Origin of the sequence: Paraburkholderia sp. EG286A, assembly GCF_040965375.1 — a bacterium.
Taxonomy (GTDB): domain Bacteria; phylum Pseudomonadota; class Gammaproteobacteria; order Burkholderiales; family Burkholderiaceae; genus Paraburkholderia.
The window spans coordinates 89297-115458 of the sequence record NZ_JBFRCB010000012.1; the positions used below are offsets into that span (position 1 = coordinate 89297).

Genomic DNA, 26162 nt, shown 5'->3' on the forward strand with positions numbered 1-26162 from the left:
ATGGGCTCAAGAAAGCCGGATAAAGGTGATGATCGGTCAGATGCGCCGACTATGGAACATAAAAGAATTCAGCAGCTAGATCTCAATCTGCTCAAGATCTTTGAAGTCGTCTATCGAGAACGACACCTGAGCCGCGCTGCGCAAAGCCTGGCGTTGACGCCTTCGGCGGTTAGCCATGCGCTCGGCCGTCTGCGAGAGCATTTGAACGATGAACTCTTCGTAAGAGACGGGCGCAACATGCAGCCAACAGCAACCTGTCTCAGGATGGCGCCGGGCCTCCTGGAGCAGGTCGCTAAACTACATCAGTTGCTCCAGCAATGGGGGCTGTTCAATCCAGCTGAAACACGAAAGACCTTTCGACTAGGTATGCCGGATGCGATCGAACCGCTGCTGCTGCCCGCTCTGACGCGCGCATTGGGCGACCAAGCTCCAATGGCCACCCTTGCGAGCAGCCCGATCGACCGCAAACGGATGGCAAGCACCTTGGCGGCAGGCTACCTGGATTTGGTTATCGATGTCGCATTGCCGATCAGCGAACCGGTGCGGCATCGCCCATTACTGGAAGATGCCTTCTGTATTCTGGCGCGCAAGGATCGTTGGACCGCGCGGAGCATAACAATGGAGCACTACCTCGAGGCGAAGCATGTCGCTGTGTCGACGCGCTCGCAAGGAACAGTTCTCGAAGATGTCGCGTTGTTGAATCTCGGATTGCAACGCAGTATTGCAGTTCGTTGCCAGAACTACTATTCAGCCTGCCATATCATTCAGCAGTCGGATTTCTTGCTCACCATGCCCGCGCGACTTGCTCGGCAAATCGATACAAGTCGTTCCCTGGCCCAGCTTGATTTACCGTTTTCATTACCACCCGTGCAGCTCCACATGTACTGGCACGTAAATAGCGACATGGATTTCGCCAATCAGTGGTTCCGGCAACTGATTGACGATACAGAATCGCATGGAGGATTCGAACGATAGTAGGTGCGGTATCGTCCGGTGAAGGCTCAACGCCCCACATTGAGCGGCTGGGAGTGGCCATAGTGGTCCGGCTCGGTGAAGGTCTCGCCTGCGCTATCTATTCTTTGTCGTAACAGCTGACCCCAGCGAGGAACTTTGAGTCGCGGCGCCGGCGTGGTGAGCGGCTATCCGTTGCCATCGTGCGCGGTTTGAAAGCCGGGTCGCTCGAACGTTACACCGCTATCGGAGGAGAATCATGGTCGCAGTCAGGCACGACGATCTTTCCATGGCCTTTGACTTTGTCAGCTACGCGGCGCCAATGGAGCATAACGCGTATGTCTCGCTCGATACGGGCAAGGTCTGGTGGACTTCTGATTCCAGTGATGCGTTTGACGAAGAGATTCCGGACGACCTTGAAACTTCCGATCGCTACCTTGCGATCCCGCACAAGAACGACCTTGATCTGGGAAGGCGTCTCGCCCTGCGCTTTGTCGCACAGGAGTTACCGGCGTGTTACGACCAGGCCGAAGGATTTTTCCGGCGGCAAGGGGCGTATGCGCGCTTCAAGGATTTGCTGGAGCGTGAAGGCGTTCTCGAACGCTGGTATTCCTTCGAAGCCGATGCTGTCGAAAGCGCGCTGAGGCAGTGGTGTGCCGAAAACGGTCTTGAGCTTGTTCAGACGTGAAGAATGCTGTCAGCTTTCGCGGTGCCAGGCGCGCCCCCCCCTTTGGTCAAAAGTGGACGTTCCGGTGAGGCGACGCACGCCGGGTTGCTCGACCGGCTACTGGCCATGCGAAAATCCGTGACTCCACATCGCCAGGAGCTGTCGATGGCGGTCTAAATCCGCGCAAATCTGGCGGCGTCACATAGAGGCGGCGTGACGCGAGAGCAAAAAAGAACTCGCGGAAATGACCAACGCATCGTGACCGGGGCTTGTTGATGCAGGGCACGGTGAAGGGAGCCCGTAGGGCGACTGGAGACGTGCCCTGCATCGGGGCGTGCCGTCCGCATGGTAGAAAGGCGTTTGCCGAAGAAGAACAACAGGCGCAGCGCCGGCCTCAACCGCCAAGTCCAGTCCGGCGCCGCACCTCCACAAGGGATATCCACATGGCAGGCCTGTTGGCCGGCCGGACAGCCGTGTGAGCCGTCAGTATCGCATTGCTCACGTGGCCCGTCGACCTTGTTCGACTCCTCCTCTTTGGCGTTCTGGAGGAACCGCCAATGCAGCCGCCCACGGGCCGCCTGTACGTGTGCGCCCGTTGCCGGGCGCAGGTCATCGTCTGCCGTCGTTGCGATCGTGGCCAGATCTACTGCGGTCGCGACTGCTCCCTGGCTTCCCGCCGGGCCAGTCAGCGGGAGGCTGGCCGCCGCTACCAGCGCAGCCGGCGCGGACGTTCTGCACATGCCGCCAGGATGCGCCGCTTTCGCGACAAGCGAAATAAGGTGACGCATCACGGTTCCACTGGTCCCGCCGCTGATGCTCTACTGGCCTCGACATCGACGACGTCGGCCAGCGGGGCCATCCCCACGATTGCTGCTACGCCGCTGGCGACCGGACATTGCCGTTTCTGCTGCCGCGCATGCGAATTCGTGCGTCATGGGCCGTTACGTCGTCGGGTCTTCCATGAAGTTCGTACTGCTACGGATATGAAAGGAAACGATTCATGACCATCAAGGCTGAACTGGAGGCGCAGATCCTGCGCTATTACCATGTCGAGAAGTGGCGCTGCGGCACCATTGCGCGCCAGTTGCATGTGCATCGCGGCACCGTGCAGCGCGTGCTTGCCCAGGCAGGCTTGCCACGGCTGGGCGCAGCGCAGCGGCCCTCGCGGATAGATCCCTATCTGCCCTTTATCCATGAGACGCTCAGGAAGTTCCCTTCGCTCACGGCAAGCCGCCTGTACGCGATGGTGGCCGAGCGTGGCTACAGGGGCAACATCCACCACTTCAGGCACATGGTCGCGCTTCATCGGCCGCGACCGACCCCCGAAGCCTATCTGCGTTTGCGCACAGTTCCGGGAGAAGTGGGTGAGGTCGACTGGGCCTCATTCGGCCATCTGCAGATCGGTCGCGCGCGCCGGCCGTTGATGGCCTTCGTGATGGTGCTGGCGTGGTCGCGCCAGATCTGGCTGCGCTTCTTCCTCGATGCCCGTATGGACAGCTTCCTGGCCGGTCACGTGGGCGCCTTCGAAGCTTGGTCCGGACTGCCAAGGGTCTTGAAATACGACAACTTGCGCAGCGCCGTGCTCGAACGTCAGGGCGATGCGATCCGCTTCAATCCTGCGCTGCTGGCATTTGCGAGCCATTACCGGTTCGAGCCGAGGCCAGTAGCCGTGGCACGAGGCAACGAAAAAGGTCGCGTCGAAAGAGCGATCAGATATGCGCGGGAGAGCTTCTTCGCGGCCCGCAAGTTCAACGACCTCGACGATCTGAACGCCCAGGCTGCGCAGTGGTGCGCGGGCATGGCAGCCGAGCGTCCCTGCCGCGAAGAACCGCAGATCAGCGTACGCGAGGCCTTCGAGCGCGAGCGGCCCAGTCTGCTTGCGCTGCCAGATAACCCGTACCCGTGTGAACTGCAGTTGCCCGTGAAAATCGGCAAGACGCCGTATGCACGCTTCGACCTGAACGATTACTCGGTACCCCACACCCATGTGCAACGCACCCTCACGGTACGTGCCGATCAGCACCATGTGCGCATCCTTGATGGCGCCGATGTTGTTGCAGTGCATGCGCGCAGTTACGATCGCGGCGCGCAGATCGAAATCGCTGCACACATCGATGCATTGGTGGAGCGAAAACGCGAGGCCCGTCATCATCGCGGCCTGGACCATCTCACACGCGCTGCACCGGCTGCCCAGACCCTGATACTGCGTGCGGCCGAGCGCGGCAGCAACCTGGGGAACATCACCGCGCAGCTGTTGCGTTTGCTCGACCGCTATGGCGCCACCGAGTTGCAGGCGGCGATCGAGGAAACCCTCGCGAGCGACGCCGCGCCTCACCAGAATCCGGTACGTCTGGCGCTGGAGCGGCGTCGGGTTGAACGCGGAGCGCCTCCACCGGTCGCCGTGAAGCTGCCGGAACACGTGCGCGACAAGGACAAACTGGTAACACCACACCGGCTCGACATCTATGACGAGCTCACGCGGGAGGCCGATGATGAACAGGACTGAGCAGTTGCAGGAGCGCGCCAACGCGTTGCGGTTGTACGGGTTGCTGGCGCACTGGAGCGAGATTGCCGAGGCGTCCTGGGTCGAGCCGTTGGTGCAGTGGGAAGAACAGGAGCGCACGCGCCGTTCGCTCGAGCGGCGCATCCGCGACGCGCGCCTGGGTAACTTCAAGCCCCTTGCCGACTTCGACTGGGAATGGCCCAAACGCATCGACCGCGTCGCGCTTGAGGAATTGATGGCGCTCGAGTTCGTCAGGGAGAAGTCCAACGTCGTGCTGATCGGGCCGAACGGCGTGGGCAAGTCGACACTCGCGCTGAACCTTGCGTACCAGTCGCTCATCCATGGTTACACGGCGCTCTTTACCACGGCTGGCCAGATGCTCGGCGAACTGGCTGCGCTCGACAGCGACTCGGCGCTGCGCCGCCGTCTGCATCGCTATGCTTCCCCCGAAGTCCTCGTGATTGATGAAGTGGGCTACCTGTCGTACTCGAACCGCCATGCCGACCTGCTGTTCGAGCTCGTCAGCCGCAGGTATGGTGCCGCGAGCACGGTGGTTACGACCAATAAACCGTTCAAGGCATGGTCAGAGGTGTTCCCGAACGCGGCCTGCGTCGTCTCGCTGGTCGATCGTCTCGTGCATCGCGCTGAGGTCATTGCCATCGAGGGCGAGTCGTATCGCGTCAAGGAAGCGCGCGAGCGCTCGGAGCAGCGCGCCAGCAGGCGTAATGCCGCGCGCCCGGAGAAAAAACCGTGAGCCGGCGCACGCACCTGCCATCGGGACTGTCTCGCGGACTGGACTTCCTGATCGATGCCGAATGGTCGCCCCAGCAAGCGCTCGCTGTGTTTGAGCTGCTCAGCGATCTGCGGGCTCGCATCTGGATGTGTTACGGCGTCGAGTTGCACGACCTGATCCGTCAACAGCGATCGCCTCTGAACGTCGGCGACGTTGACGATATCGCGGACCCGTTCTGAATCAACGCTCACCGGTGGCCGACATCGGCGGCCCATTCGGTGTTGAGCGATTTACTCGACCTTGCGCCGCCGTTTAGTGTCGGAATTACACAGCCGTCAACACGGGCGCACATGACGTCTGGTATCGCGTGAAGAGGGCATTTGTTCCGACGGCAGAGCAGCAGGCCGTGATCGACGCGGCGCTGCGCCTCGGGAACCTGAAGGTCAAGGCCTTCGCAGGCGCGGGCAAGACTTCCACGCTCCAGCTCGTGGCCGAACACTTCGGCCAGCGGCTCGGCATGTACCTCGCGTTCAACCGGGAAATCGCGGCAAATGCAGCCCGGCGTTTCTCGCCTCACGTCGACTCGCGGACGATGCATTCGCTGGCGTGGGCCAGCGTGAGTCCTTCGCTGAGAAGCCGGGTGAGCCTTCAGGGCGAGCCGCCGCATGAACTGGCGGCGCGTTACGGGCTTGGCCCGCTGGAAGTGCGCACGGTGACGGGCAAGGCCGTCGAGCTTGCGCCTTTTGAGATCGGGCGGATGATTGCCGACGGGCGGGACAGGTTCTGCCGGTCCGCGGATATCCAGCCGGCAACCCGGCATATTGTTGTCGATGAAAAGATCGACGAAGCGGTGGCCGCGCAACTGCGCACGTATCTGCTGCCTTACATCGGACACCTGTGGGAAGAGGGCGCGGCAGCGCGCGCCGTGGGGTAATCGTCCTTTTCGTGCAAAATCTGGCGGTTAGGTCTATTTTGTCTTTTAAAATCAATGCAGTTTGCGGCTCCCGAATTTCCGGACCTCATCTCTTTGAAGCAAGATCTGGCGATTCATGCGGCCGCCGTTCCCGTGCACGCTGAGTAGTGGCGTGTGGCCTCGGCGGCGAGACCTGCGTCTTCCGGGCTCGCTGTTCGATCTCATTCCGCTAGGAGATAACGGCCTCAACGCGTGTTCATCGCCGCTCCTTCGTGTGCCCGCCTCACAATCTGGCCGCGCGCCGCCAAGGCGCCGCATCCAGCAGCATCTCCCGATAGCGTTCGATCGGAAAGCTCATCATCCCCCGGAAATTTACGTGCGCGAAGTGCGCCGGCCCCAGCCGGCGCAACCAGTCGTCGCCAATGCCTTGACCTTTGCTACGCCAACCGTCAAGGGTCGCCTGCATACGCTGCGTATTCCACGCAATCACCACGTTTGTCAGCAGCGTCAACGAGCCGGATATCGCAATCATTTCATCGCGGCGCCGTCCGCGCTCTGGCGCGACCTTGCCGGTGTAGATCGCGCGCTGCAACTGATGAACCGATTCTCCCCGGTTAAGCAACGTATGCATTTCGCGCCGAAACTCCACGTTGCTGAAGTAATCACACAGGAATAGCGTGCGCAGTAACCTGCCGAGGTGGTCTGCCGCCCGGTGCACAGGATCGCCCTGTGCCGCGCTTCCGAACCGCTGCAAAGCGACTATCGCGCTCACGCGGCCAGCATGAATCGATGCGACGACACGCAGCAGTCCGTCCCAGCTATCACGAATCGCCTTGATGGACACCTCGTTGGCGGCGATGGCTGCCAGCCCCGCTGGTGCGACCATGCCTCTGGGCAGATGCAGTTTGCGTTCCGAGAGGTTGCGCAGACGAGGGCAAAGGTCAAAACCAAGCAGCTTCGACACTGTCATCCCTACGTTCGTGTATCCATGCGTGTCTACACAAAGCCGCTGCAAACCGCCATCGTCACGGTTCTCGTTGTGGCGGGTCACGCCCTCGATCGCTACTCCGGCCTGGCGTTCGTTCAGCACGATGGGTTGGTTATAGACAATGCCGTGCTGGTCCAGCACGTGCGTGTACATGCCCACCGCATGGGTGCGACGTCGCGGATCGACCCGCGCATAAAAGAGGTGCGGTGACGTATCGAGGCTCATCGAGTCGCTTGATGCCTGCCGTCCAGAGCCCCAGAGTTCCGTAATCGGATGCGTGCGCTGGAATTCCACCACGCGGTCATTCGCACGTGACAGCCGCCCGGGCATCTCAAGGAGACGCATTGCCGTCGAAATATGCGCCGGGTCCAGTTTCGGGATCATGGCCGCGACGTTCGTGGTGTCCAGGTCCGTGCCGTGCGCAATCAACGCAGCGTACAGCGAGACGAGTTCGTTCGCATCTCGCGCCTTGCGTGCCAGGAGCACTTCGCTGAAGCCGGTGTGGGCATCCATCTCCATGATCATGTCGGCGAACTGCGCGGTACCGATCTCGCTGAATATCAGATCCCGCGTACGTTTAGGTATGCCATCTATCGGCAACGCTTCGAGTGCTGAGAGATGCAGCGCGCGGTCGGGGCCGATCGTGACGCGGCCTGCTTCGCGTGCTTCCTCCAGGGCCGCCAGCGCGGCCTTCAGGTGTTCCGTCAGCCGTTCGAGGAACGGATCCGCGGTTCCCGGCAACCCGAGCGAGGAAAGATAGCGGTTGTGATCGCGTTCCCACTGCGCGTGCGGGATCAGCAACTGATCGCGCTCACGGAACGACAGGCTGTGGTTGACCCAGACCGAGCCGCGGCGAAGCCCCTTGCGCAGACCCGTGATTGCGGATGCCTCCAGCGCCCGCAACGCTCGCGTCCGATCGTCGCCCTTGACTAGATCGCGCCAGGCCGCGCTGACCGGCACATCGCAGTCGAGCGGCAATTCGGTTACGCCGCTGTCACGCAGTGTGCCGACAAGCTTGAGCTGTCGGAGACTCGGCTCCGCTTCGCGGCCCACGAAGCCTAGCTCACGTAACGGCCCCATCAGATTTCGGATGCGGTGGTGATCGTCGGTCAGCGCTTCGCGAACGCTCGCTGCGTGACTTGCAGGCGGCTTGTCTGCGAGATTCGCAAGCAGCTTATCTATATCGTCGAGCCTTTCTTGCGCAGTACGCCTGCTATCCCGAACCAGCGCCTTGATCGCGACCAGTTGCTGCCGGTATTCAACAGCGGAGTGTGCCTGCCGAACGGTCGTGCGGTCGTAAGCCTGCCGCACGAGGTCGGAAACCCGGCGCCCCGTTTGATAAAGTAGCGCGTCCGTCAGCTCGAGCAGAGTGACGTGCAGGAAAAAGATCAACTCGATCGTGCGGGTCGACTCCTTAAGTTCGCGTACTTTCGCAGGACGGCGAGCCTGAACGCGCTGCGCGTACGCTCGCTGCTTTTCGATCGGTACGACATCCAACTGCCACTCGTGCACGCCGAGGTCCTTCAGGAGGCGGATTTTCGCAAGTGTTTCGGTGATGGTGGACGGACTGTGTCGAGCGGGCGGAGTCTTGAGCCATTCTAGTATCGTCATGCCCGAACTGCCATGCCGCGCGGAAAGAAGCGCATCGGCGCGCACGCGCTGCGCTTTCGGCACGGCCGCTTCGATCAGTGCGAGCAGGTCGCGCTCGACCTCTGCCCAGATCGATCGCGCAAGATCACGCAACTTCCGTTCTGCCGGAATCAGGATGCGACGTTCGTAGAGCCAGTGGTGGACATGCTGGATCAGATCATCCATTGAGAGAGTCTCGGCGGCATCCTGCTCCATCCATGCAGCAACGTCGACCAGCTGGCCCTGGCCATGCGACGTCAGCCCGAGGTATTCGCAGGCCCAAACCTGATGATCGTATTGCGTCTTGTAGCGCTGGTACAGCGTGCGCAACGAGGCGATCGTCGGAATGGGCAAGCTGAGCCGTTCGCCGATGTAGCGCAGCAACTGGCGTGGGAGGGTGCCAACATGATCGAGCGTGCGTCCGCTTGCTCGCAGAAACACCAACTGAATGGCAGCGCCAGCACGCCGATCACCCCGGAAACGCTCGTTAAGCGCGGCGATGTCGCTATCAGTCAGCGCGAAGTAGCGTTCGACATCGAATTCCGACAACCTCGAGGGCAGACGATGCTGCCCCACATAGCGAAACGCCAGTCCCGGCATGGCTTGCCTCCCGTCGGAGGGCGATTCGAAATCGCGGGCGGCTAGGTTACCGCAGATCGCTGCCAAGCCTGCCGATAGTCGTCTGGATCGCCCGCTGAGCCTTGCCGCTAAAGGCGTCTAGGAGGAAGCGCCAGATTTTGCACGAAAAGGACGATTACCCCAACTCCTGGCGCAGATGGAGTGGGGGCCCAGGAGAACGCCTTGCTGACTTTGTCGCCTTCAAGAGCGTTCACGGAGCGCCTTTTCGATTTCGATGATCTCGTCTCCGAGAAACCGCGGTGACGCGCCGGCTGGAAGTGAGGAGGAACCGGTTTCGATTAACTGTTTGAGCGATTCGAGCCAGTCGTAGGCGACCGAACAATCGTCGAACACGATCGGCTGGGTTGCGCAGACGTTCTGCGATTCGATTTGCCAGCAGATATTCAACAACCGGTACGTGAGCGCTTGCGCTGCGGCGGCTACGGATGCGATCTTCGTCGCACTGGATGTACTCCGTTCGAGCATTGCTGAATCCGCATTGAACAGATCCTGTAGCGCCATGGCGCGGTGTTGAAGATCTCGGCGCGCTTCGAGAGCCTCAGAAGTAACGACCATGCGATGCGACAGGCACCAAAGCACGCGTTGGGCTGCGACGATGGTGCGCACGAGTTCACTGCGGAACTGACGTGTCGAGTAACGCGGTGCGGCAATCGAGAAGACCGCGATGGCTATAGCGCAACCAATAGCAGTATCAAGCGCTCTCGCGGTGAAAAGCTCGGCAATGCCAAGGGGCATGTTTCCTCCCGCGGCGATTGTCATTGCGTTGGCCGTGATGAAGATCGCCGCGATTGCATACTGGAGCACCACCCAGATCTCCACGAGGAATTGCAAAAGTCCCACTGTGGCCGCAATCCATACTCCCTGCAGTTGACCCACAAAGATGCACCACGCCAACATAAGGCCGAGCAGCGTTCCAACTACCCGCGAAAGCGCTCGACGTAGCGTGCCCGGCCAGCCATACGGCTGGTTCAGCACAACAACGACGGCCGCCATACCCCAGTAAGCCCGGTCCAGGCCGAGCGCGACGCCAATTGCCCCAGCGATGAGTGTCGCTGCGCACACGCGTGCGGAGAGCAGCAGGGGGGTGGACCACGGGGCAAGGCCTTCCAGCAGCGCAGCAACGGCGCGAGGGCGGCCGAGAGGGAACGGTCTCGTTGGGGGAGAGATTGCGTCGAGGATTCCCAATTTCGCCTTCCGGCCAATCTCGCGAGCTTCCTCTGCAAGACTAGATTGCGCTGGTCTATTTTCGCCGGCCGCAGTGAGAGCGCAAGCAAAGATGGTATGAAGCTGTTGTGCAAACTGGCGCAACGCATCCAGCACGCTCTCGCGTTTTTGCATGAGAGGTTGGAGCGTCACAAGTGTGGTCCAGACCTCGTCGAGTGTGCGGGCCGCCTGATGCTGCGCGGTCCGGTTGTGCGGCGTACCGCTGGAATCGACGAAGTTCGCAACCGACTCCGCCGCCGCGATCACAGCCGACCGTTCGGGCCCGCGTCGGTCAAGCAGTGCGCCCGTCATGTGCGCGAGCCACGAAATGATGCCGCCGCACAGAACGTAGAGGCCGCTTCGGATCGGGTCGCTGGTGTCACCCGCCATCCCGGTTCCGCTTGCGCAGGCAAGCGCAAACATGTACGCGCCAGGTGGCCCGATGCGCAGCGCATTGCAGATGAACGTAGCAAGTGCCGCGATCGTTGCCACGACGAATGCGGCAAACCAGGGATGGGGGGCCACGCTGATACCCAACGCGACGATAGCAGCTAGTGCAATCGCAATAGCGGCAAGGTGAACGGCGCGGTTGCGATAAGGCCGGCCGCTTCCATAGAGCGCCGTGAATGCTCCGATGGTTGCGAGTAGCCCGGCTTTGATATCGCCGGCAAACCAGCCGATCACTACAGGAATTCCGCTGCATAAGCCGGCGCGCAGGGCGAACGGAAAACGCCGTTTCGCGGTGGAAGATGTTGCGAGAGCAAGCAGCTGACGCAGCAAAGCACTGACACCTGATGGCGTGAGATTCATTGGATCGTCGATCGTGTTCGCTAATGGTCGATCTGGCAGCGACGAGGCCTGGATCGAAGTCTGCCCAAAACGCACTTCGGAAAGAAGCGTTGCACGCAACATATTGTAAAAATTCGAGACACAAAGCCCTGCCATTGTCGGCAGAATAAGTCATTTTCTGCGAGCGATTGCAATCAATGATCCGGCATCTTCAGAAACCCATTCTCCTGTTAGCTTCGCGTGGTGCAATTCCATTGTGCGTTTCAGGCAGCTTGCTAGCCTGTGCGAGCGCTCAGGCACAGGTTCCCGCGAACATCGCACCGGCAATCGCTGCAATGGGACACAAGGTCGATCGATTCGAGACGGCGCTTATCTACGCGCCAATGCAGGAGCGGATGCCGGTGGAAGGTATTGCCGTGCAGCGCGACGTCGCTTATGGCGCGGGTGAAAAGGAAAATGTGGACGTTTTCACGCCGGTGGAAGCGTCGCGACCACGCCCCATTCTGATTTTCGTTCATGGCGGTGCTTTTCGTTTTGACGACAAAAGCAGGACACCTGATGGCAGGATCGGGCCTTTTTACGACAACGTCATGATTTGGGCAGTCAAGCATGGCATGGTCGGTGTGAACATGAACTACACGCTCGCACCAAAGGCCGCTTATCCGGCCGTGCAACGCGAAATCGCGCAGGTAGTTGCGTGGGCGCGTAGCCATGCTGCTACTTTAGGCGCGGATCCGCAGCGCATCGTGCTGTGGGGGCATTCCGCCGGCGCTTCGCACGTAGCAAGCTTCCTGGCACATCCAGAGGTCTATCGCGACGTTGAGGGCGCAACGGAGCCCGTTTCAGCTGCGGTCCTGTCGTCAGGGATCTACACGTTGCGGGATCCCTCGGTCAACGTTTACTTTGGGCCGCCGGAAACGGCCATCGGCAGAGCGTCCGTCAACGGTCTGCTGGCGTCTGCCGTTCCGTTACTGATCACCTCTGCGGAGTTCGACCCACAGGCGATGATTGACGAGGCCCAGCATCTTGATGCCGCGCTGACCGCGGCAGGCCGCAATCATGCGATGCTGGTCGCGAAACAACATGGGCATATGTCCGAAATTTATTCGGTCGATACCAGCGACCAGACGTTAACCGGCCCTGTCCTTGAATTCATTTCGCGGGACGTGCGCTAGCACTGCCCCAGCGAGCGAGTTACGGCGCTATGCGCGTTCTGGTAACGGTGGCAGGTCGGTCGTGGCATAGCGCCGGGCCGCTTCAGCTTCGACACCGAGACCGCGCAACACGAGTTCGGCCGTGTCGGACCCAGCGTCGCGCCAGGTCCGATGGCCGTCGAGTACCAGGACGATTGAGGCGAGCACCGAACCCGCGATAACCGCAATCACCGAATGAAGCTGGTCCGATCGAAAGTTGTAACGACCTTGCTCCAACCCATCGAGAACGTCGCGCATCGTGGGCCCGCTCCACATGTTCTGTAGCGCATCGTGGCTAAATGCGAAGCGGCTAAGGAAGCGACCCCAGTGAGGTTCCTCGTGAGCTCGACGGATGAAGTGGCGAATGCCGTTGGCTAGCCGTTGGGCGGGGTCGGAAATGTTCACAAAGCTTGCAACGACGCGTTCGTGCATTTCCTCCGCCATGCGTGCGGCGACGGTCTCGAAGAGCGCTTCGGGCGACGGCACATGGTTATAGACCGTGCCACGAGCAATGCCGGCCGCATGGGCCAGTTCACTGATGCTGACTTGTGTCTCGCCTTTTTCTGCGAAAAGCTCAAAGGCCGCCCGGTGGATCCGGGAAATGATCGGGAGATTGGGCTCCATGACTGATTCCATCTTGATTGTCTACCATTGGACACGATTGTCTAATTTTGGTCAACATCTCGATGGGAAAATGAAAGGCTTCCCTCGTCAGATCATCGGGCAACAAATGTGGGCCGCCACAGTGCGCTGAAGTGCGGCCTGCCAGGCCATTCTCCCGTCGGGTGGCAGGACGCGTGGCACGATATGGGTTCTGACTATTCGCGCAGCCAGGTCTGCGTCCGGCCGAGCAGGCTGATGCCGATGAACCCCCGCACATTCAGCTTCTTTCCATCGTCCGACAGGGACATCTTCGCGCTGTACGCCTTGCCATTTTCCGGATCGAGGATCGTCCCACCTGACCATTCGTTGTCTCCTGTCTTCTTCATCCCGGACAGGATCGTCATGCCAACGATGGGTTTGTCTTTCCGGTCGTCAGTGCACTTCGTGCAGATTTTGGTGCGCTCGTCTTCCTTTAGCACGTTGGTCAACGCGCCCGAATACGTATCATTCTGTTTGACGATAGTGACTTCGCCGCGAGGCTGCCCGGTTGTATCGTCAATCGTTTTCCAGGTGCCCACCGGCGAGGCCTGCGCAAGAGCAGTACCGGCAACGCAGGCGATCGCCAGGCCGGCAGCAAGGCGGCCCAGCGTGTTGGAGGTGTGTTGCATGAATAGAACTCCGGTATGGAATAAATTGGGGAACTCAGGGAGCGTCCATGTTCTTCGGCGAACCTGACCGATTGCCGTGGCTGCAGGGAGCTAGACGCCAAGCGCCTTCCTGAACTTGGGTACGAGCATATGGCCAGCCTTCGCCATACGGCTGAAGGCTGGAGAGCGAACGACACCCAGCACCGGCAGATGGAGAACCCCGTTGCGACTGCCGAGCGTGACGGCCATCATCGGGTTTCCGGTTTGCGGCTTATGAGCCTTCAGTCGTGGCGACTTGCCGGAACCGGCCAAAACGGCTCGAATGTTGTAGGCCGCATTCTTGACCTGGCTGTCGATATGCCAGGCCATCTTGTTTTCGTCCAGATCGGTGATATCGCCGAGTGCGAAGACTGCATCCATCCCGACGACCCGCAGTTCAGGCGTAACGCGAATCCGTCCTGCGCCATTTAGCGCCGAGGGGAAGTGCTGCTTCATGTAGCCCGTATTAGGTTTTCCGCCGATGCACCAGATCAGGAGGTCGTACGGAATGCGTTGCCCGGAGTCCGTCTGGGCTTCGCCAGCGGGAGCAAATGCGTCCGCACTGGTACTGCCGGCCAGCTTGAGCCGCTCGTTGAGCAGGAGCGTCACGCCGCGCTCTTTCAGAACCTTCGCGGCGTGGGCTGCCGCGGCTTCCGATGTTCCGCCCAACAACCGAGGTCCTGCCTCGAGGATCGTGATGGACCTCTGCGGGTGAATTTCGCTAATTTCTCCTGCTACTTCGACGCCGATCGGACCACCGCCAACGATGAGAATTCGTTGCGCCGTGGCGATCCGTTGCTGGTAGCTGGCATAGAAGGCTTTGCGTTCGTTGACTGAAGCGCCGCCCATGGCGCGCATCAGGGAATTCGAGAAAGCGCTTCCAGTGGCCAGGACCGTCACGCGCCCCTTGACGACGTGCCGCCGTCCGTCCTGCAGTTCGACCAGCCCGCCGTTGCGGCGCAGTTCGACCAACGTGCCGCGAACATGATTGACGCGGGGCAACGCCTTGGCAAAAGGGATAATCGACTGTTCGGCGAACTCTGGCTTCACCAGGCTTCGGGGCGCCGCCATCGGTACTTCGAAGTACTCGTTCGGGTCGACGAGTGTGACCGGGACGGTGCGGGAAAGGGTTTTGGCAAGCAGGGCGCCGGCAATGCCACCGCCGTAAATGACGACCTGGGCATCGATGGAGTGTATGGACATGATGGGCTTCGGGTTAGGTGCGTGGAGTAGGAAATCGACCGCTCAGGCCGCGTCGCGCGACAGGAACCGGGTAACCTGTTTACTGTCTCGACCTCGCGCGAGCTTGAGCGCCTCGTTGAGCCAAAGTACGGGAAGAAAGCTTCCCCGCATCTTCAGGTCACCGGCAACGAAGGCACGCTGCAGGTCTGTTTCGTCGCTGCTGGTCAGCGCTCGAAGTGCTTCGCGGGCCGATGACCACGTCTGGGTCAGATCCGCAGTGTGTGCGGTGCTACGACTGAACGACAATTGCCCGTTGCGCAGCGTCAGTTGGCCACCGCCGCCTTGCAATGTTGTTATGGTTACGACGAACGAACTGGTCCCCAACAATTCCTGCAGTCGTGGTGTGCGTGCTGCGGCACGATGGATGAGTCTGGGCGTCATCGACAGCAGGGCAAATAAACCAAAGTTCGCCAGCGTCGATGGGATGTGATCGATCAGCGAATTCCGGACGCGTTCCGCCCGGGAGGATGGCTGGGGACGGCGAACGGGCCGCGTGACGGGATGGGTAGCGTGATTCATGATTGGGCTCCACGCGCGGTATCGATGATGGGTTGGCAGTCGGCGGGTAGCATGTTGCCGCGCCAGCACACGTGTTGATCGGGGCGCACGAGCACCCACTTGCATTCAAGCATCCGGATGATGTGTGGCTCGTGGATGTGCAAAGAGATGAGTGGCACGCCTGCAGCGGCCGCAGCTGCGCGCATCGGAGTTGTGTCGCAGTCCGCACTGTCGGCAACCAGAAGCGTAAATCCGCACGGGTCGAGTTGGTCAAAAAGCGCGGTGCCGTCTGCGCGGAAGGTACTTGGCAGGCGCGCTCCCGACCAGGTTGTCGGGCGGTACTCGATCTCGGGATAGGGAGGCGCTTCAGCGTGATCGGGCAAGATCACCGGGGAGCCTTCATAGCGATATCCTATCTCGATGCCAAGTGCCTCGTACATCCGAGAAATGCGCGTCTCCAGCATATGTCCTAACTCATTGCGCTGATCGTCGCCCTTGAGCGTGGCCTCGAAAACTGCATCCTTGTCGGGAAACTGCGCTTCGAAGGCGGCCGCCGCGCATTTCATTACGTGGTCGCGGTTCCGGCGTGCGATGGCCAGGCGTTCGATCCCGTAACTCGGAAGCAGATCCTTGCCGCCCCAGCCCTTGAGCATGGCGGCCAGTTTCCAGGCCAGATTGTGTGCCTCTGTCACGCCGGTGTTCATTCCGAGCCCACCCGTAGGCATGTATTGATGCGTGGCGTCTCCTGCCATCCATACACGCCCTTGACCGAAGCGCTGCGCAACGAGGAACTGTGGCCGCCAGGGTCCGCTCTGGACGATCTCGAACGGCAGTTTTGTACCGAGAGCGCTTTCGACGAGTGCTTCCAGTGACTCTCCGGCCCGCGGCGGATAGGCGAGGTGGAGTACCCAGTCGTCCTTACTTGCGTCCGGTGAAACGAGCAATCCGGTGAACCCGGGCCGGCTGAGCCAGGTATGCCAGTAGGGCTGCTGATCGGGGTAAAGCGTTTTGACTGCTCCGGAGCGGAAATGAATGATGAACAACTCGCCGATCAGATCGCGCGTGCCGTCATACTCGATCGCCAGGGACCGCCGGACGAGGCTGTTCGGACCATCGCAGCCGATCAGATATTGAGCCTGGAACTGCTCGGGTTGACCGTCGTCCAGACGACGGGCGTTTGCGATGACGCCATCGGAGTTCTGCCGGAAGTCTTCCATTTTCCAGCCGAAACGAATGTCGATGTTCGCGTCCGCCTGCGCTGCTTCAAGCAGAATAGGTTCGAGATACATCTGCGATATCCGCTGCATCGACTCCAGCGGCAGACTCCCGTCGATGCAGGTTTCGATCTGCTTGCGAGCCTGGGCCACGGGCGGATAGAACAGATGGCGATCACGCAGGACACCGTACCACGGCCCACTCGCGGAAGCGGCGTAGGCCGCGTACTGGTTGGCATTCAGGGGATTGCCGGCTGCACGAACTTTGTCGGCCAAACCCAGTTGACGAAAGATCTCCATGGAACGGCAATTGACGACATCCAGCTTCGGATGGCGCGTCGTGCCTGTGCGGTCATTGAGCACCACGGAGGCAATGCCCTGCCGACTGAGGCTCAAGGCGAGTGTCATTCCAACAGGGCCGCCGCCGACAATCAGGACAGGCGTCGTAGTCATACAGGTCTCCTAATAATCCATAGTCTCTTGCACCTGGCACACCGCGCCGACTACTGCACGATGCGATTGGCGACGTTTGTGTAATCCAGTGGCCGCTATGTACTCTTTCTGCCGCACAGGCGATAAGCTCGACAAGAGCAACGTGTCATGCGCAATCGGCCAGCGGTGGAAGTTCGTCAGTCGCGTAGCGTCGGGCAGCCTCAACTCCTACACCGAGCGCGCGCAACACCAGCTCCGCAGTGTCCGAACCTGCGTCACGCCAGGTCCGGTGGCCGTCGAGCACCAGCAGGATTGAGGCGAGCACGGCACCCGCGATCAAGGCCATGGCCGAATGCCGTTGGTCGGGATGGAAGTCGTATCGCTGTTGCTCCAGGCCGTCGAGGACGTCCCGCATCGCAGCTCCCGCCCACATCCCCTGCAGCGCCTTGTGGCTGAAGGCGAATCGGCTGAGGAATCGCCCCCAGTGAGGCTCATCGTGAGCCCGGCGGATGAAATAGCGGATGCCATTGGCCAGTCGATGTGCCGGGTCGGGGACGCCGGCGAAACTCGCGACGACCCGTTCGTGCATTTCCTCCGCCATGCGTGCAGCAACGGTCTCGAAGAGCGCCTCGGGCGATGGCACGTGGTTGTAGACCGTCCCGCGCGCAATCCCGGCCGTCTGAGCCAGTTCACTGATGCTGACCTGTTTCTCTCCCTTCTTTGCAAAGAGCTCGAACGCCGCCCTATGGATCCGGGAAATGATCGGAAGATTGGGTTCCATGAGCAGTTCCATCAAACGATGTCTATAATTGAACACTACTGTTCACAAAGAGTCAAGAAGGATCACTAGTGATTTACACTGATATGCGTTCATGAACATCAGTGTTCATAATTGGCTCAAGTTGTCGCCAACTTGGGGTTGCCCATCTGGACGTTGCCAACCTTCGTCTCGTTACCATGATTCAATTGCTTACCACCCAACCGGCTCGCCATCCCAATCCAACGGTGAAAGCCACCTCGCTGGCCTATCTGATCTTCGAGCGGCCGGATCTTGACGAGGCCGAGCGCTTCCTCGTTGACTTCGGTCTCGTGGTTGCCGAGCGCTCGGACGAGGTGTTGTATCTGCGCGGCACGTCCGGCACGCCGTACTGCTACCGCGTCCATCGCGCCGACAAGCCTCACTTCGTTGGCCTTGGCTTCGCGGTAGCGGCGCGCGCGGACCTGGAGAGGCTCACGGCAGTGCCGGGCGCCAGCCAGATCGAACCCGCGGCGCATCCCGGTGGTGGTGAAAGCGTTGCGCTGCGGGATCCAGCCGGCTTCCAGGTGGAAGTTGCCTGGGGCCAGGTTCCGGCAGCCGAATTGCCGCATCGAGAGCCGCTTCACATCAATACCGCTGGGGCCGTGCAGCGCATCGATGACACGCAGCGCCCCCCAGCGAAGCCGCCCGAGATCGTTCGTCTGGGCCACTGCGTACTGGAAGTCGCCAACTATCAGGCTTGCAGTGCCTGGTACACGGAGCATCTCGGTCTGATCCCGAGCGATGTTCAGGTGTTGCCTGACGGTTCTCCCGCCGTGACTTTCTTTCGCCTGGATCTTGGTGAGATGCCTGCCGACCATCACACGCTGGCGCTGGCACAGAGCTTCATGCCGGTTTATAGCCATAGCGCCTACGAAGTTGTCGACGCGGACGCGGTTGGGATGGGGCAGCGCGTCCTGCGCGAGCGCGGATGGAAGCATGCATGGGGAATCGGCCGGCACATTCTGGGCAGCCAGATCTTCGACTACTGGGAGGATCCATGGGGAGACAAGCATGAACACTACTGCGATGGGGACATGTTCACTGCGAACCGTCCGCTTGGGGTGCATGCCGTCAGTCGCGAGGCCATGTCGCAGTGGGGGCAGACGATGCCGGCCAGCTTTACCAAGCCGAGGCTTAATCCATCAGCGATTGCTGCACTGGTCCGCAACCTCAGGCGTACCCCGGATCTGACGCTGCGGAAACTTGTGACGCTCGCGCGATTATTCGCATGATTGGCGCGCAGTAGCGGCGAACAGGATTCGCTGCAACTACGGTCTCGTCGTCAACGGAGCATGGGCAGCAATCGTAGGTGACGTTATCCAGAAAATGGCGTCCGACACACAATGTATCGATTTCAAGACTGAGTATTTAGCCATGCCAATCAATATTGTCCGATTTGAGCACGATAATCACACCCGTTGGGGTGTGATTCGCGACAATCGCATTACGCCGGTTCCCGGTGACTACGCCACTACCGGCGACTTCATTCGCTGCACGACTCCGGCCGCGCTGGCAGCACTTGACAGCGAAACGCTCGACCGATCTGCCGTCAAGCTTCTGTCGCCGGTGACGCAGAATCAGCAATTCGTCTGCCAGGGAGCCAACTATCGCCAGCACATGATCGAGTCGGGGATGGATCCCGACGTGAAGACTTACAACATGATCTTCACCAAGGCCTCCGGCTGTATTGTGCCGGGGGACAGCGACGTAATACGCCCGCGTATGGTTCAGTATCTCGACTATGAGATCGAACTTGGACTGATCCTGCGCAAGGCCATTCATGGTCCAGTGCAGGTCACAGACAACAATCTGCACGAGTATGTGGCTGGTGCCGTAATCGTCAACGACTATTCGGCGCGTGATGTCCAGATTCCCCAGATGCAGTTCTACAAGGGCAAGTCGTTCCGTACCTTCGGCCCCGTCGGCCCCTGGCTGACTCTGCTCGATCGCGAGGATTTCCATGCACTGCGAAATCTTCAGTTGAAGCTGACTGTCAACGGTCAAATCCGGCAAAACGACACAACGGCAAACCTCGTTTACGGGCCAGCTGAGACGCTTGCCGAACTGTCCCACGTCCAGGACTTCGACGCGGGCGATCTGCTCGCAACCGGCACTCCTGCCGGCTGCGCGTTGTCTGTTCCCTCGCCCGCGAAGCAAAAGTTCGCGGCGCTGCTTCCCGAAAAGAAGAAGTGGGAGATTTTCCTGAAGGTTCAGTCGGCGAGATCGCAATACCTTAAGGTCGGCGACGTCGTGGAAGCAAGTATCCGCTCGGTGGACGGCCGCGTGGATCTGGGCGTGCAGCGCAACCGTATCGTCGCGCAGAGGTGATGACCATGTCTGGAACAGCAACAATGCACGACGTTGAGGCCGCGGAAATGCACGGGTTACCGGACGATCTTCCGCAGAGCACATACGAGATGATCTGTCGGGCGGCAACCCTGCATCCCGAAGCTCCAGCCCTGAGCTTCTTTTTATCCGTCGACGAGCATCACGCGCCCGACACCTGGACCTACCGGCAGCTTCTCGCGCGCATCACGCAGACCGCAAACTTCTTCGATGCCATCGGCGTCTCGAAAGAGAGCGTGATCGCCTTTGTCTTGCCCAATCTCCCCGAGACCCATTTCGTGATCTGGGGTGGACAAGCGACTGGTATCGTCACCGCGTTGAATCCGCTCCTCGAGGGGGCGGCGATCGCTGAGCTGTTGAAGGCAGCGAATGCGACGGTGCTGGTCACGCTGGCGCCATTCCCGGGAACGGATACCTGGGCCAAACTTCAACCGCATCTGTCTTCCATTGACTCACTGCGGCACCTCGTCCTGGTCAATCTCGCAGACCGCGTCCAGGGGGCGAGACGGTATGCGGCGCAGATGGTACAGAAGGGCGAAATCGAGCGCCTGCATGGCTCAGATGGTTTGCGAGGCGCAGTTCCGCCGGGGATCGTGATCCACGATCTGAACAACGCAATCTGCGAATACCCATCGGATCATTTGAGCAACGGACGCAGCTTTTCGCGTGACGACACGTCCTCGTACTTCTGCACCGGTGGCACGACTGGCCTGCCCAAGCTCGCAATGCGCACGCATGGTAACGAGGTTGCCAACGCATGGAGTACCGCGCAGGTGCTGGGCGACGGTATCGGTCCCGGCAAGGTGGTGTTTTGCGGATTGCCGCTCTTTCACGTGAATGGCGTGCTCGTCACCGGGTTGCTGCCGTTTTCCAGAGGTGCGCACGTCATTCTCGGAACGCCACAGGGATATCGCGGCGAGGGTGTGGTGCCCCGGTTCTGGGAAATGGTGGAGTATCACCGCATCAACTTCTTTAGTGCAGTCCCAACCCTCTACGCGTCGCTCCTGCAGGTTCCGGTCGGCCGGCACGATGTCAGCTGCCTTGAGTACGGGCTGTGCGGTGCCGCGCCAATGCCCGTGGAAGTATTCCGCAAATTCGAGCAACACACGGGCATCAAGATCCTGGAGGGCTACGGCCTCACCGAGGCGACTTGCGTCAGCAGCGTCAATCCCCCATTGGGCGAACGTCGCCTTGGCTCCATCGGCCTGCGCGTACCAGGTCAGAAAATGAAGGTGGTCGAGCTCGATGAGCGCGGGGCCTGGCTACGCGACTGTGGATACGGCGAAGTAGGTTTGCTCAGCGTGGCCGGCCCGAACGTCTTTGCCGGTTACCGCATCGAAGATCAAAACCGCGGGGTATGGATCGATTGCGGTGACGGGCTCTCGTGGCTCAACACGGGCGACCTCGCACGTCAGGATGAAGAGGGTTACTTCTGGCTGACCGGGCGCAAGAAAGAACTGATCATCCGCGGCGGTCACAACATCGATCCTTTGACGATTGAGGAGCCATTGCATCGGCATCCCGCAGTGGAGATTGCCGCCGCCGTCGGACGTCCGGACGCGCATGCCGGCGAACTCCCCGTAGCTTATGTGCAGTTGCGCCCAGGTGCTTCGGCCACGGAATCCGAGTTGCTGGCGTTCATCAAGGACCTGATTACTGAGCGGGCCGCGATGCCGCGACAGGTCCGCATCGTGGAAACAATGCCTTTGACTGCAGTGGGCAAGATCTTCAAGCCTGCGCTCAAACGCCGCGAGACAAAGGATGCACTCGAAGCTGCGTTGCGTGGGGATCATGTCCCGTTTCGGGAGCTTGTTGTCCAGGATGACAAGGCCAAGGGCCTGGTAGTGGAGTTGCACCTCGACTCGAATGCAGTTGAGCCTGTCGCCCGGCAGGTGCTTGGACGGTTTCCGTTCCAGTTTTTCATCGCCTGAAGAGAACATTTGTGAAGGGGTCTGTGGGGGCGTGCCGGGACAACTCCTTCAGTTTCAGGAAGATTGGTCCAGTTCACACAGGCAGTGACTAACGTCGGGCGTAAAGAGATAAAAGAAAACAGCGGCAAACGGTAGCTAAGTGCCGCAGCTCTCGCCGATATCGAGGATCCAGTGCTGACATTCGGGCATTGTATAAAAGGTTGCTCTGTGTAATTGATTAACTAAGTACTACATATTATAAAACGTGGAGACATCATGAAACGCATTAGCCAGGCAATTGTTCTTTCAATAGCATCGATATCGGCTGCCCACGCACAGTCGGCCGGACAGTTTGTCGTCAACGCCGGGTGGTTGCATATGGCGCCACAGGATTCGAGTCAACCTTTGACGGTGAGCGCACTCGGGCAGTCGGGCTCGATTCCGGGTAGTGGGGCGTCGGTTGGCAACTCCGATACGTTTGCTCTCACCGCCAGATACTTCTTCACCGACCACATTGCTCTGGAAGGGATCCTCGGCGTGCCGCCCAAGTTGCAGATGAGCGGAACCGGATCAATTTCCCAACTGGGAGAATTGGGCACGGCTCGTGTGTTGAGTCCCGCACTGCAGCTCCAGTATCACTTCGGCGATCCGTCATCACATTTCAGGCCCTACATCGGCGCAGGTGCGGCGTATGTGTGGTACCGGGATATTCATCTTAGCCAACCCGTGGCGAGCGGCCAGATGCTCTATTCGCCGATGCTCGGCAAGGCACTCGAAGGGCCGACTTCGGCTTCCCTGAGCAGTTCGGTCGCACCGCTCGTCAATGCCGGGCTGACGTACAACATCAATTCGCACTGGTCGGTGGGTATTTCACTTTCCTATATGTGGCTATCGACAAGAGCAACGCTCACCACCCGGTCAGCAGTGGGCACAGTGACAACAACCGCGAAGGTGAAAATCAATCCGTTCATCAGCTTTTTGTCGATCGGCTATCGATTCTAGGTGTGGTGGACGTCCAGAAATCAAACCGGTCCCGCTTTCCCACGCTTGAAAGCACTCGATTGCTGAACGTCCGTGCGATCAAAAGCCGCAATAAGAGAGGATAGCGGTTTGACGCAATCCGGATCTTTCTGCGCTGTGACACGTTCTCAGTATTCTTAAGGAGCATTAGCCATGTCTGAATCTCTAGGCGAATCGAAGAACGTCAGAACCGTGAAGGAGTACTTCATCCGCTCCGACGCTGGTCGCGCTGACGTGCTTGAGCTGTTTTCGGATGACTTCGAGTTTTATTTTCCGAAGTTCGGCCTCGGACGCGGGAGAGTGGAATTTGCAGGATTCATTCAGGGGCTGCTGGGTACGGTCAGAACGATTACCCATGATATTGAGACGATGAGATTTTTCGAGGGAGAGAATTTTGTCATCGCTGAAGGGACGACGGAGGGTACGTATCACGATGGTTCTTTCTGGTTTGGCGGCAAGACACCTGGTGGGCGCTTTTGCAGCATCTACGAGTTTGATACCGACGGACTGATCAGACGCATGCATATCTATCTCGATCCCGACTACGCGGGCAGCGACACTGAAAGATTCGTTTGGCAAGGCGCGCGTCGCTGGTAATCGCAGTTCAATTCTGTCGCATGGAAACTTTGCAGGCGGGGCAACGACTATGAATAAAGCCATGAACAAGAAAGAGGCGCTGTCTGGGGAGGCCGCAGGCCCCAAGGACGTTACAGATACCGCGCCAAGAGGTATCGCACAGCGCACTCGAGGACACGGCAGTGGACCTATTGTGCGGTTGATGAGTCCATCCGATCTTGGGCAGGTTCTGAAGCCATTCGTATTTCTGGACATCTTCGACTTCGAGCACGCGATGCTGAAGGCGATGGCCGCTGGAGGTGGCATGCCACTTCATCCTCATTCGGGCGTAGCCACGGTAACAGTGCTCACTGAAGGTCGGCTCCTCTGGGAAGACCCGTCCATCGGTTCAGGAGTAATCGGCTATGGCGGCGTAGAGTGGATGCGTGCTGGTGGCGGTGTCTGGCACGGCAAGGAAATGTCGCCACCTGAGGACGTATCACGCGTAAAGGGATTCCAGCTCTGGCTCGCTTTGTCGCCGATGCTCGAACAGGCGGCACCCGAATGTTGCTATGTTGAGGCCGGCGACATGCCACGTGTCGGCCCCGCGCACGTCGTCATCGGCTGTTATGAAGGGGTTTCGAGTCCCGTGCCGGCGCCGGCTGGGATCAACTATCTCCTGGTTACCCTGCGGGTCGGCGAACGCTGGGTTTACCGCCCGCCTGCGGGTCACTCCATCGCGTGGTTGGCGCTTGCCAAAGGCGCCTTGCACGCGGTTATCCCACTCAAGGCAGGGGAAATGTTGCTGTTCAAGGAGGGAGAAGAGCCCATCACGCTTCAAGCCGAAGGAGAGGACGACGCCGTTTTTGTCCTGGGCTCAGCCATCCCGCATCCGTATGCGTTGTGTCTCGGCCGTTATTCGGTTCACACCTCTATCGAAGCACTTTTGGCAGGTGAATCCCGCATTGCCGAGTTGGCCCGCGCGATGAAGGAGCAGGGGGAGCGGCGAACCGCGTCAGGAGCCGTTCCAGTGTTTCGTTAAGGCATTGGTATTCGAAACGCGACCCGGAGCAAGTGATCTGCAGGGAAGCGAAAAACTAGGTGTGGGCGCGCTCTGTGTGCCTGGGATGGCGTCGCTGTCTGCCGGGGGGAAGCCGAAGTGAAGAATCTAAAGATCGGAATCAAGCTTTGGGGGGGATTTTGCGTCTTTCTGCTGCTATTGATATTCGTCGATGCGGTCGGCCTCGCGAACCTGCGCAGCCAGCATCAGTCCACGGATCGGATCGCGAACGTTCTCTATCCGAAGGCGATCGCGGCTGTGCGGATCTCACAACTGCAAACGGATCAGGGACGCCTTGCACTAAGAATCATCCTTTCACCGGACGAAAATGGGCGCGCACGGGACAAGGCATCGTTCGACCAGGACGCTGCCGGAATCAAGACGCAGCTGGGGGAGCTAGACAAACTCGTCGGTACGGACGAAGGCCGGGCACTGCTGGCTGCTGTCAGATCGACCCAGTCCGACTACGCCGGCTTTGTAAATAACGCTGTTGCGCTGGCGCTTGGGGGCAGGACGCAGGACGCAATGGCGCTGCTGCTTGGCAATCGCAACGACGCACAAAGTAGGGCAGAGGCGGCGCAGAGGGCGATGAGTCAGTTTGAGGAGGCCGCAGTGCAGAGAGGCGCAGCGGATGCGAAGCAAGCCTATGCGCAGGCCAGCGTCGTCGTCTGGGGCGTTCTGGCGCTTGCGCTGGTTGTTGGCGCAAGCCTGGCGTGGTTTGCGACACCCTCGATCACCGAACCATTGAAGGAAGCCCTGAGCGTCGCGCACAGGGTCGCCGACGGTGACCTCAGCGCGCCGGTCCACGCGTCGTCGCGGGATGAGACTGGTCTTTTGCTCGCAGCACTCGAGTTCATGCGGCATAGTCTGGCGAAGAGCGTCGCGGCTGTACGAAGCAATGCTCAAAGTGTCTCCATCGCCAGCTCGCAAATCGCGGATGGCAACGCGGATCTCTCAGCACGTACTGAGGAACAGGCGGTCGCGCTTGAGGAGACGGCAGCGAGCATGACGCAGCTTACCCAGACGGTGAAGCAAAACAGCGAGAACGCGAGGCAGGCCGATATGCTCGCGACGCGGGCGACCAATGTCGCTGACGCGGGCTATGATGCGGTACAGTCGATGATCCAGTCGATCGGGAGAGTCGAGGATAGCTCCGGGCGGATCTCCGAAATTACAGCCGTGATCGAGGATATCGCATTCCAGACCAATATCCTGGCGTTGAATGCCGCTGTAGAAGCGGCGCGGGCCGGCGCGGAAGGCCGGGGATTTGCGGTCGTGGCGAGTGAGGTGCGCAGCCTGGCACAGCGCTCGGCCGCCGCAGCGCGAGAAATCAAGGCGTTGATCGGCTCATCGGCGAGCTTGATTCATGGGAGTGCGACTCAGGCCGCGGAAGTCGGTGCGACGATGGCGGAGGTGAAGCAGGCGATCGAGCGGGTTTCGGGTATGGTGGCGCAGATCGCTGCGGCTTCAGACGAGCAGAGCCGGGGCATCGAACAGGTCAGTCATGCCGTGGTGCAGATGGACGAGGCAACGCAGCAGAACGCCGCCCTTGTCGAGCAGATAGCAGCTGCCGCACGTACGCTCGAAGA

General features: G+C 60.1%; 22 protein-coding genes and 1 pseudogene. 15 read left to right on the plus strand and 8 right to left on the minus strand.

Features of this window, described 5'->3' with window-relative positions:
* The 6 genes from AB4Y35_RS37830 to AB4Y35_RS37855 all read left to right on the plus strand — a co-directional run bounded on the left by AB4Y35_RS37830 (nt 1) and on the right by AB4Y35_RS37855 (nt 5788).
* Complete coding sequence (locus AB4Y35_RS37830) at nt 1-975, plus strand: LysR family transcriptional regulator (RefSeq protein WP_368708469.1); 975 nt, start codon at nt 1-3, stop codon at nt 973-975.
* A gap of 235 nt (nt 976-1210) precedes the next feature.
* Complete coding sequence (locus tag AB4Y35_RS37835; protein WP_368702609.1) at nt 1211-1639, plus strand: hypothetical protein; 429 nt, start codon at nt 1211-1213, stop codon at nt 1637-1639.
* Nucleotides 1640-2618: 979 nt separating this feature from the next.
* The gene (gene istA / locus AB4Y35_RS37840; RefSeq protein ID WP_368697794.1) at nt 2619-4124 is read left to right on the plus strand and encodes an IS21 family transposase; all 1506 of its coding nucleotides are present in this window, start codon (nt 2619-2621) and stop codon (nt 4122-4124) included.
* On the plus strand, nt 4111-4875 hold the full coding sequence (istB, locus tag AB4Y35_RS37845; RefSeq protein ID WP_368697796.1) for an IS21-like element helper ATPase IstB: 765 nt from the start codon (nt 4111-4113) through the stop codon (nt 4873-4875). The genes istA and istB overlap by 14 nt, the downstream gene beginning before the upstream one ends.
* Entirely contained in the window at nt 4872-5093 is a 222-nt protein-coding gene (locus AB4Y35_RS37850; protein WP_368697795.1) for a hypothetical protein, read from the plus strand. The genes istB and AB4Y35_RS37850 overlap by 4 nt, the downstream gene beginning before the upstream one ends.
* Before the next feature lie 167 nt (nt 5094-5260).
* On the plus strand, nt 5261-5788 hold the full coding sequence (locus AB4Y35_RS37855; RefSeq protein ID WP_368708470.1) for a hypothetical protein: 528 nt from the start codon (nt 5261-5263) through the stop codon (nt 5786-5788).
* A gap of 262 nt (nt 5789-6050) precedes the next feature.
* Here the strand turns inward: AB4Y35_RS37855 and AB4Y35_RS37860 are convergent, their stop codons facing one another.
* Nucleotides 6051-8984: a Tn3 family transposase gene (locus AB4Y35_RS37860; protein WP_368708471.1), complete on the minus strand. Its 2934-nt coding sequence runs from the start codon at nt 8982-8984 to the stop codon at nt 6051-6053.
* Between the two features lie 219 nt (nt 8985-9203).
* Nucleotides 9204-11138, minus strand: a complete 1935-nt coding sequence (locus AB4Y35_RS37865; protein WP_368708472.1) for an FUSC family protein — start codon at nt 11136-11138, stop codon at nt 9204-9206.
* A 212-nt stretch (nt 11139-11350) separates the two neighbouring features.
* Between AB4Y35_RS37865 and AB4Y35_RS37870 the strand changes: the two genes are divergently transcribed.
* Nucleotides 11351-12190, plus strand: a complete 840-nt coding sequence (locus tag AB4Y35_RS37870) for an alpha/beta hydrolase (protein ID WP_368708473.1) — start codon at nt 11351-11353, stop codon at nt 12188-12190.
* A gap of 27 nt (nt 12191-12217) precedes the next feature.
* Here AB4Y35_RS37870 and AB4Y35_RS37875 read toward each other — a convergent pair whose 3' ends face one another.
* Nucleotides 12218-12832: a TetR/AcrR family transcriptional regulator gene (locus AB4Y35_RS37875; protein WP_368708474.1), complete on the minus strand. Its 615-nt coding sequence runs from the start codon at nt 12830-12832 to the stop codon at nt 12218-12220.
* Between AB4Y35_RS37875 and AB4Y35_RS37880 the strand changes: the two genes are divergently transcribed.
* Nucleotides 12831-12962, plus strand: coding sequence for a hypothetical protein (locus AB4Y35_RS37880; RefSeq protein ID WP_368708475.1), 132 nt, complete (start codon nt 12831-12833; stop codon nt 12960-12962). The two genes, AB4Y35_RS37875 and AB4Y35_RS37880, sit on opposite strands and share 2 nt — an antisense overlap.
* Before the next feature lie 64 nt (nt 12963-13026).
* Here AB4Y35_RS37880 and AB4Y35_RS37885 read toward each other — a convergent pair whose 3' ends face one another.
* The 5 genes from AB4Y35_RS37885 to AB4Y35_RS37905 all read right to left on the minus strand — a co-directional run bounded on the left by AB4Y35_RS37885 (nt 13027) and on the right by AB4Y35_RS37905 (nt 17664).
* Nucleotides 13027-13479, minus strand: coding sequence for a DUF2147 domain-containing protein (locus AB4Y35_RS37885; RefSeq protein WP_368708476.1), 453 nt, complete (start codon nt 13477-13479; stop codon nt 13027-13029).
* 90 nt (nt 13480-13569) lie between these two features.
* Nucleotides 13570-14700: an NAD(P)/FAD-dependent oxidoreductase gene (locus tag AB4Y35_RS37890; protein WP_368708477.1), complete on the minus strand. Its 1131-nt coding sequence runs from the start codon at nt 14698-14700 to the stop codon at nt 13570-13572.
* Nucleotides 14701-14742: 42 nt separating this feature from the next.
* Nucleotides 14743-15258, minus strand: a complete 516-nt coding sequence (locus AB4Y35_RS37895) for a hypothetical protein (RefSeq protein ID WP_368708478.1) — start codon at nt 15256-15258, stop codon at nt 14743-14745.
* Nucleotides 15255-16904, minus strand: coding sequence for an FAD-dependent monooxygenase (locus tag AB4Y35_RS37900; protein ID WP_368708479.1), 1650 nt, complete (start codon nt 16902-16904; stop codon nt 15255-15257). Before AB4Y35_RS37900 ends, AB4Y35_RS37895 begins: the two co-directional genes overlap by 4 nt.
* 145 nt (nt 16905-17049) lie before the next feature.
* Entirely contained in the window at nt 17050-17664 is a 615-nt protein-coding gene (locus AB4Y35_RS37905; protein WP_368708480.1) for a TetR/AcrR family transcriptional regulator, read from the minus strand.
* A gap of 179 nt (nt 17665-17843) precedes the next feature.
* Between AB4Y35_RS37905 and AB4Y35_RS37910 the strand changes: the two genes are divergently transcribed.
* From AB4Y35_RS37910 to AB4Y35_RS37940, 7 genes and pseudogenes are all read left to right on the plus strand, one after another.
* The gene (locus tag AB4Y35_RS37910) at nt 17844-18914 is read left to right on the plus strand and encodes a 2,4,5-trihydroxytoluene oxygenase (RefSeq protein ID WP_368708512.1); all 1071 of its coding nucleotides are present in this window, start codon (nt 17844-17846) and stop codon (nt 18912-18914) included.
* A 142-nt stretch (nt 18915-19056) separates the two neighbouring features.
* Nucleotides 19057-20010, plus strand: coding sequence for a fumarylacetoacetate hydrolase family protein (locus AB4Y35_RS37915; RefSeq protein ID WP_368708481.1), 954 nt, complete (start codon nt 19057-19059; stop codon nt 20008-20010).
* Between the two features lie 5 nt (nt 20011-20015).
* A complete protein-coding gene (locus AB4Y35_RS37920; protein WP_368708482.1) occupies nt 20016-21959 on the plus strand; it encodes an acyl-CoA synthetase in 1944 nt (647 codons plus the stop codon).
* A 255-nt stretch (nt 21960-22214) separates the two neighbouring features.
* Nucleotides 22215-22940, plus strand: coding sequence for an OmpW family protein (locus tag AB4Y35_RS37925; protein WP_368708483.1), 726 nt, complete (start codon nt 22215-22217; stop codon nt 22938-22940).
* Between the two features lie 171 nt (nt 22941-23111).
* Nucleotides 23112-23555 (plus strand): nuclear transport factor 2 family protein, encoded by a 444-nt coding sequence (locus AB4Y35_RS37930; protein ID WP_368691693.1) that lies wholly within the window; start codon nt 23112-23114, stop codon nt 23553-23555.
* Nucleotides 23556-23616: 61 nt separating this feature from the next.
* Nucleotides 23617-24555 (plus strand): pirin family protein, encoded by a 939-nt coding sequence (locus AB4Y35_RS37935; protein WP_368708484.1) that lies wholly within the window; start codon nt 23617-23619, stop codon nt 24553-24555.
* Nucleotides 24556-24672: 117 nt separating this feature from the next.
* Nucleotides 24673-26091 (plus strand): annotated as a pseudogene (locus AB4Y35_RS37940) (methyl-accepting chemotaxis protein); the annotation flags it as partial.
* Nucleotides 26092-26162 lie beyond the last annotated feature (71 nt).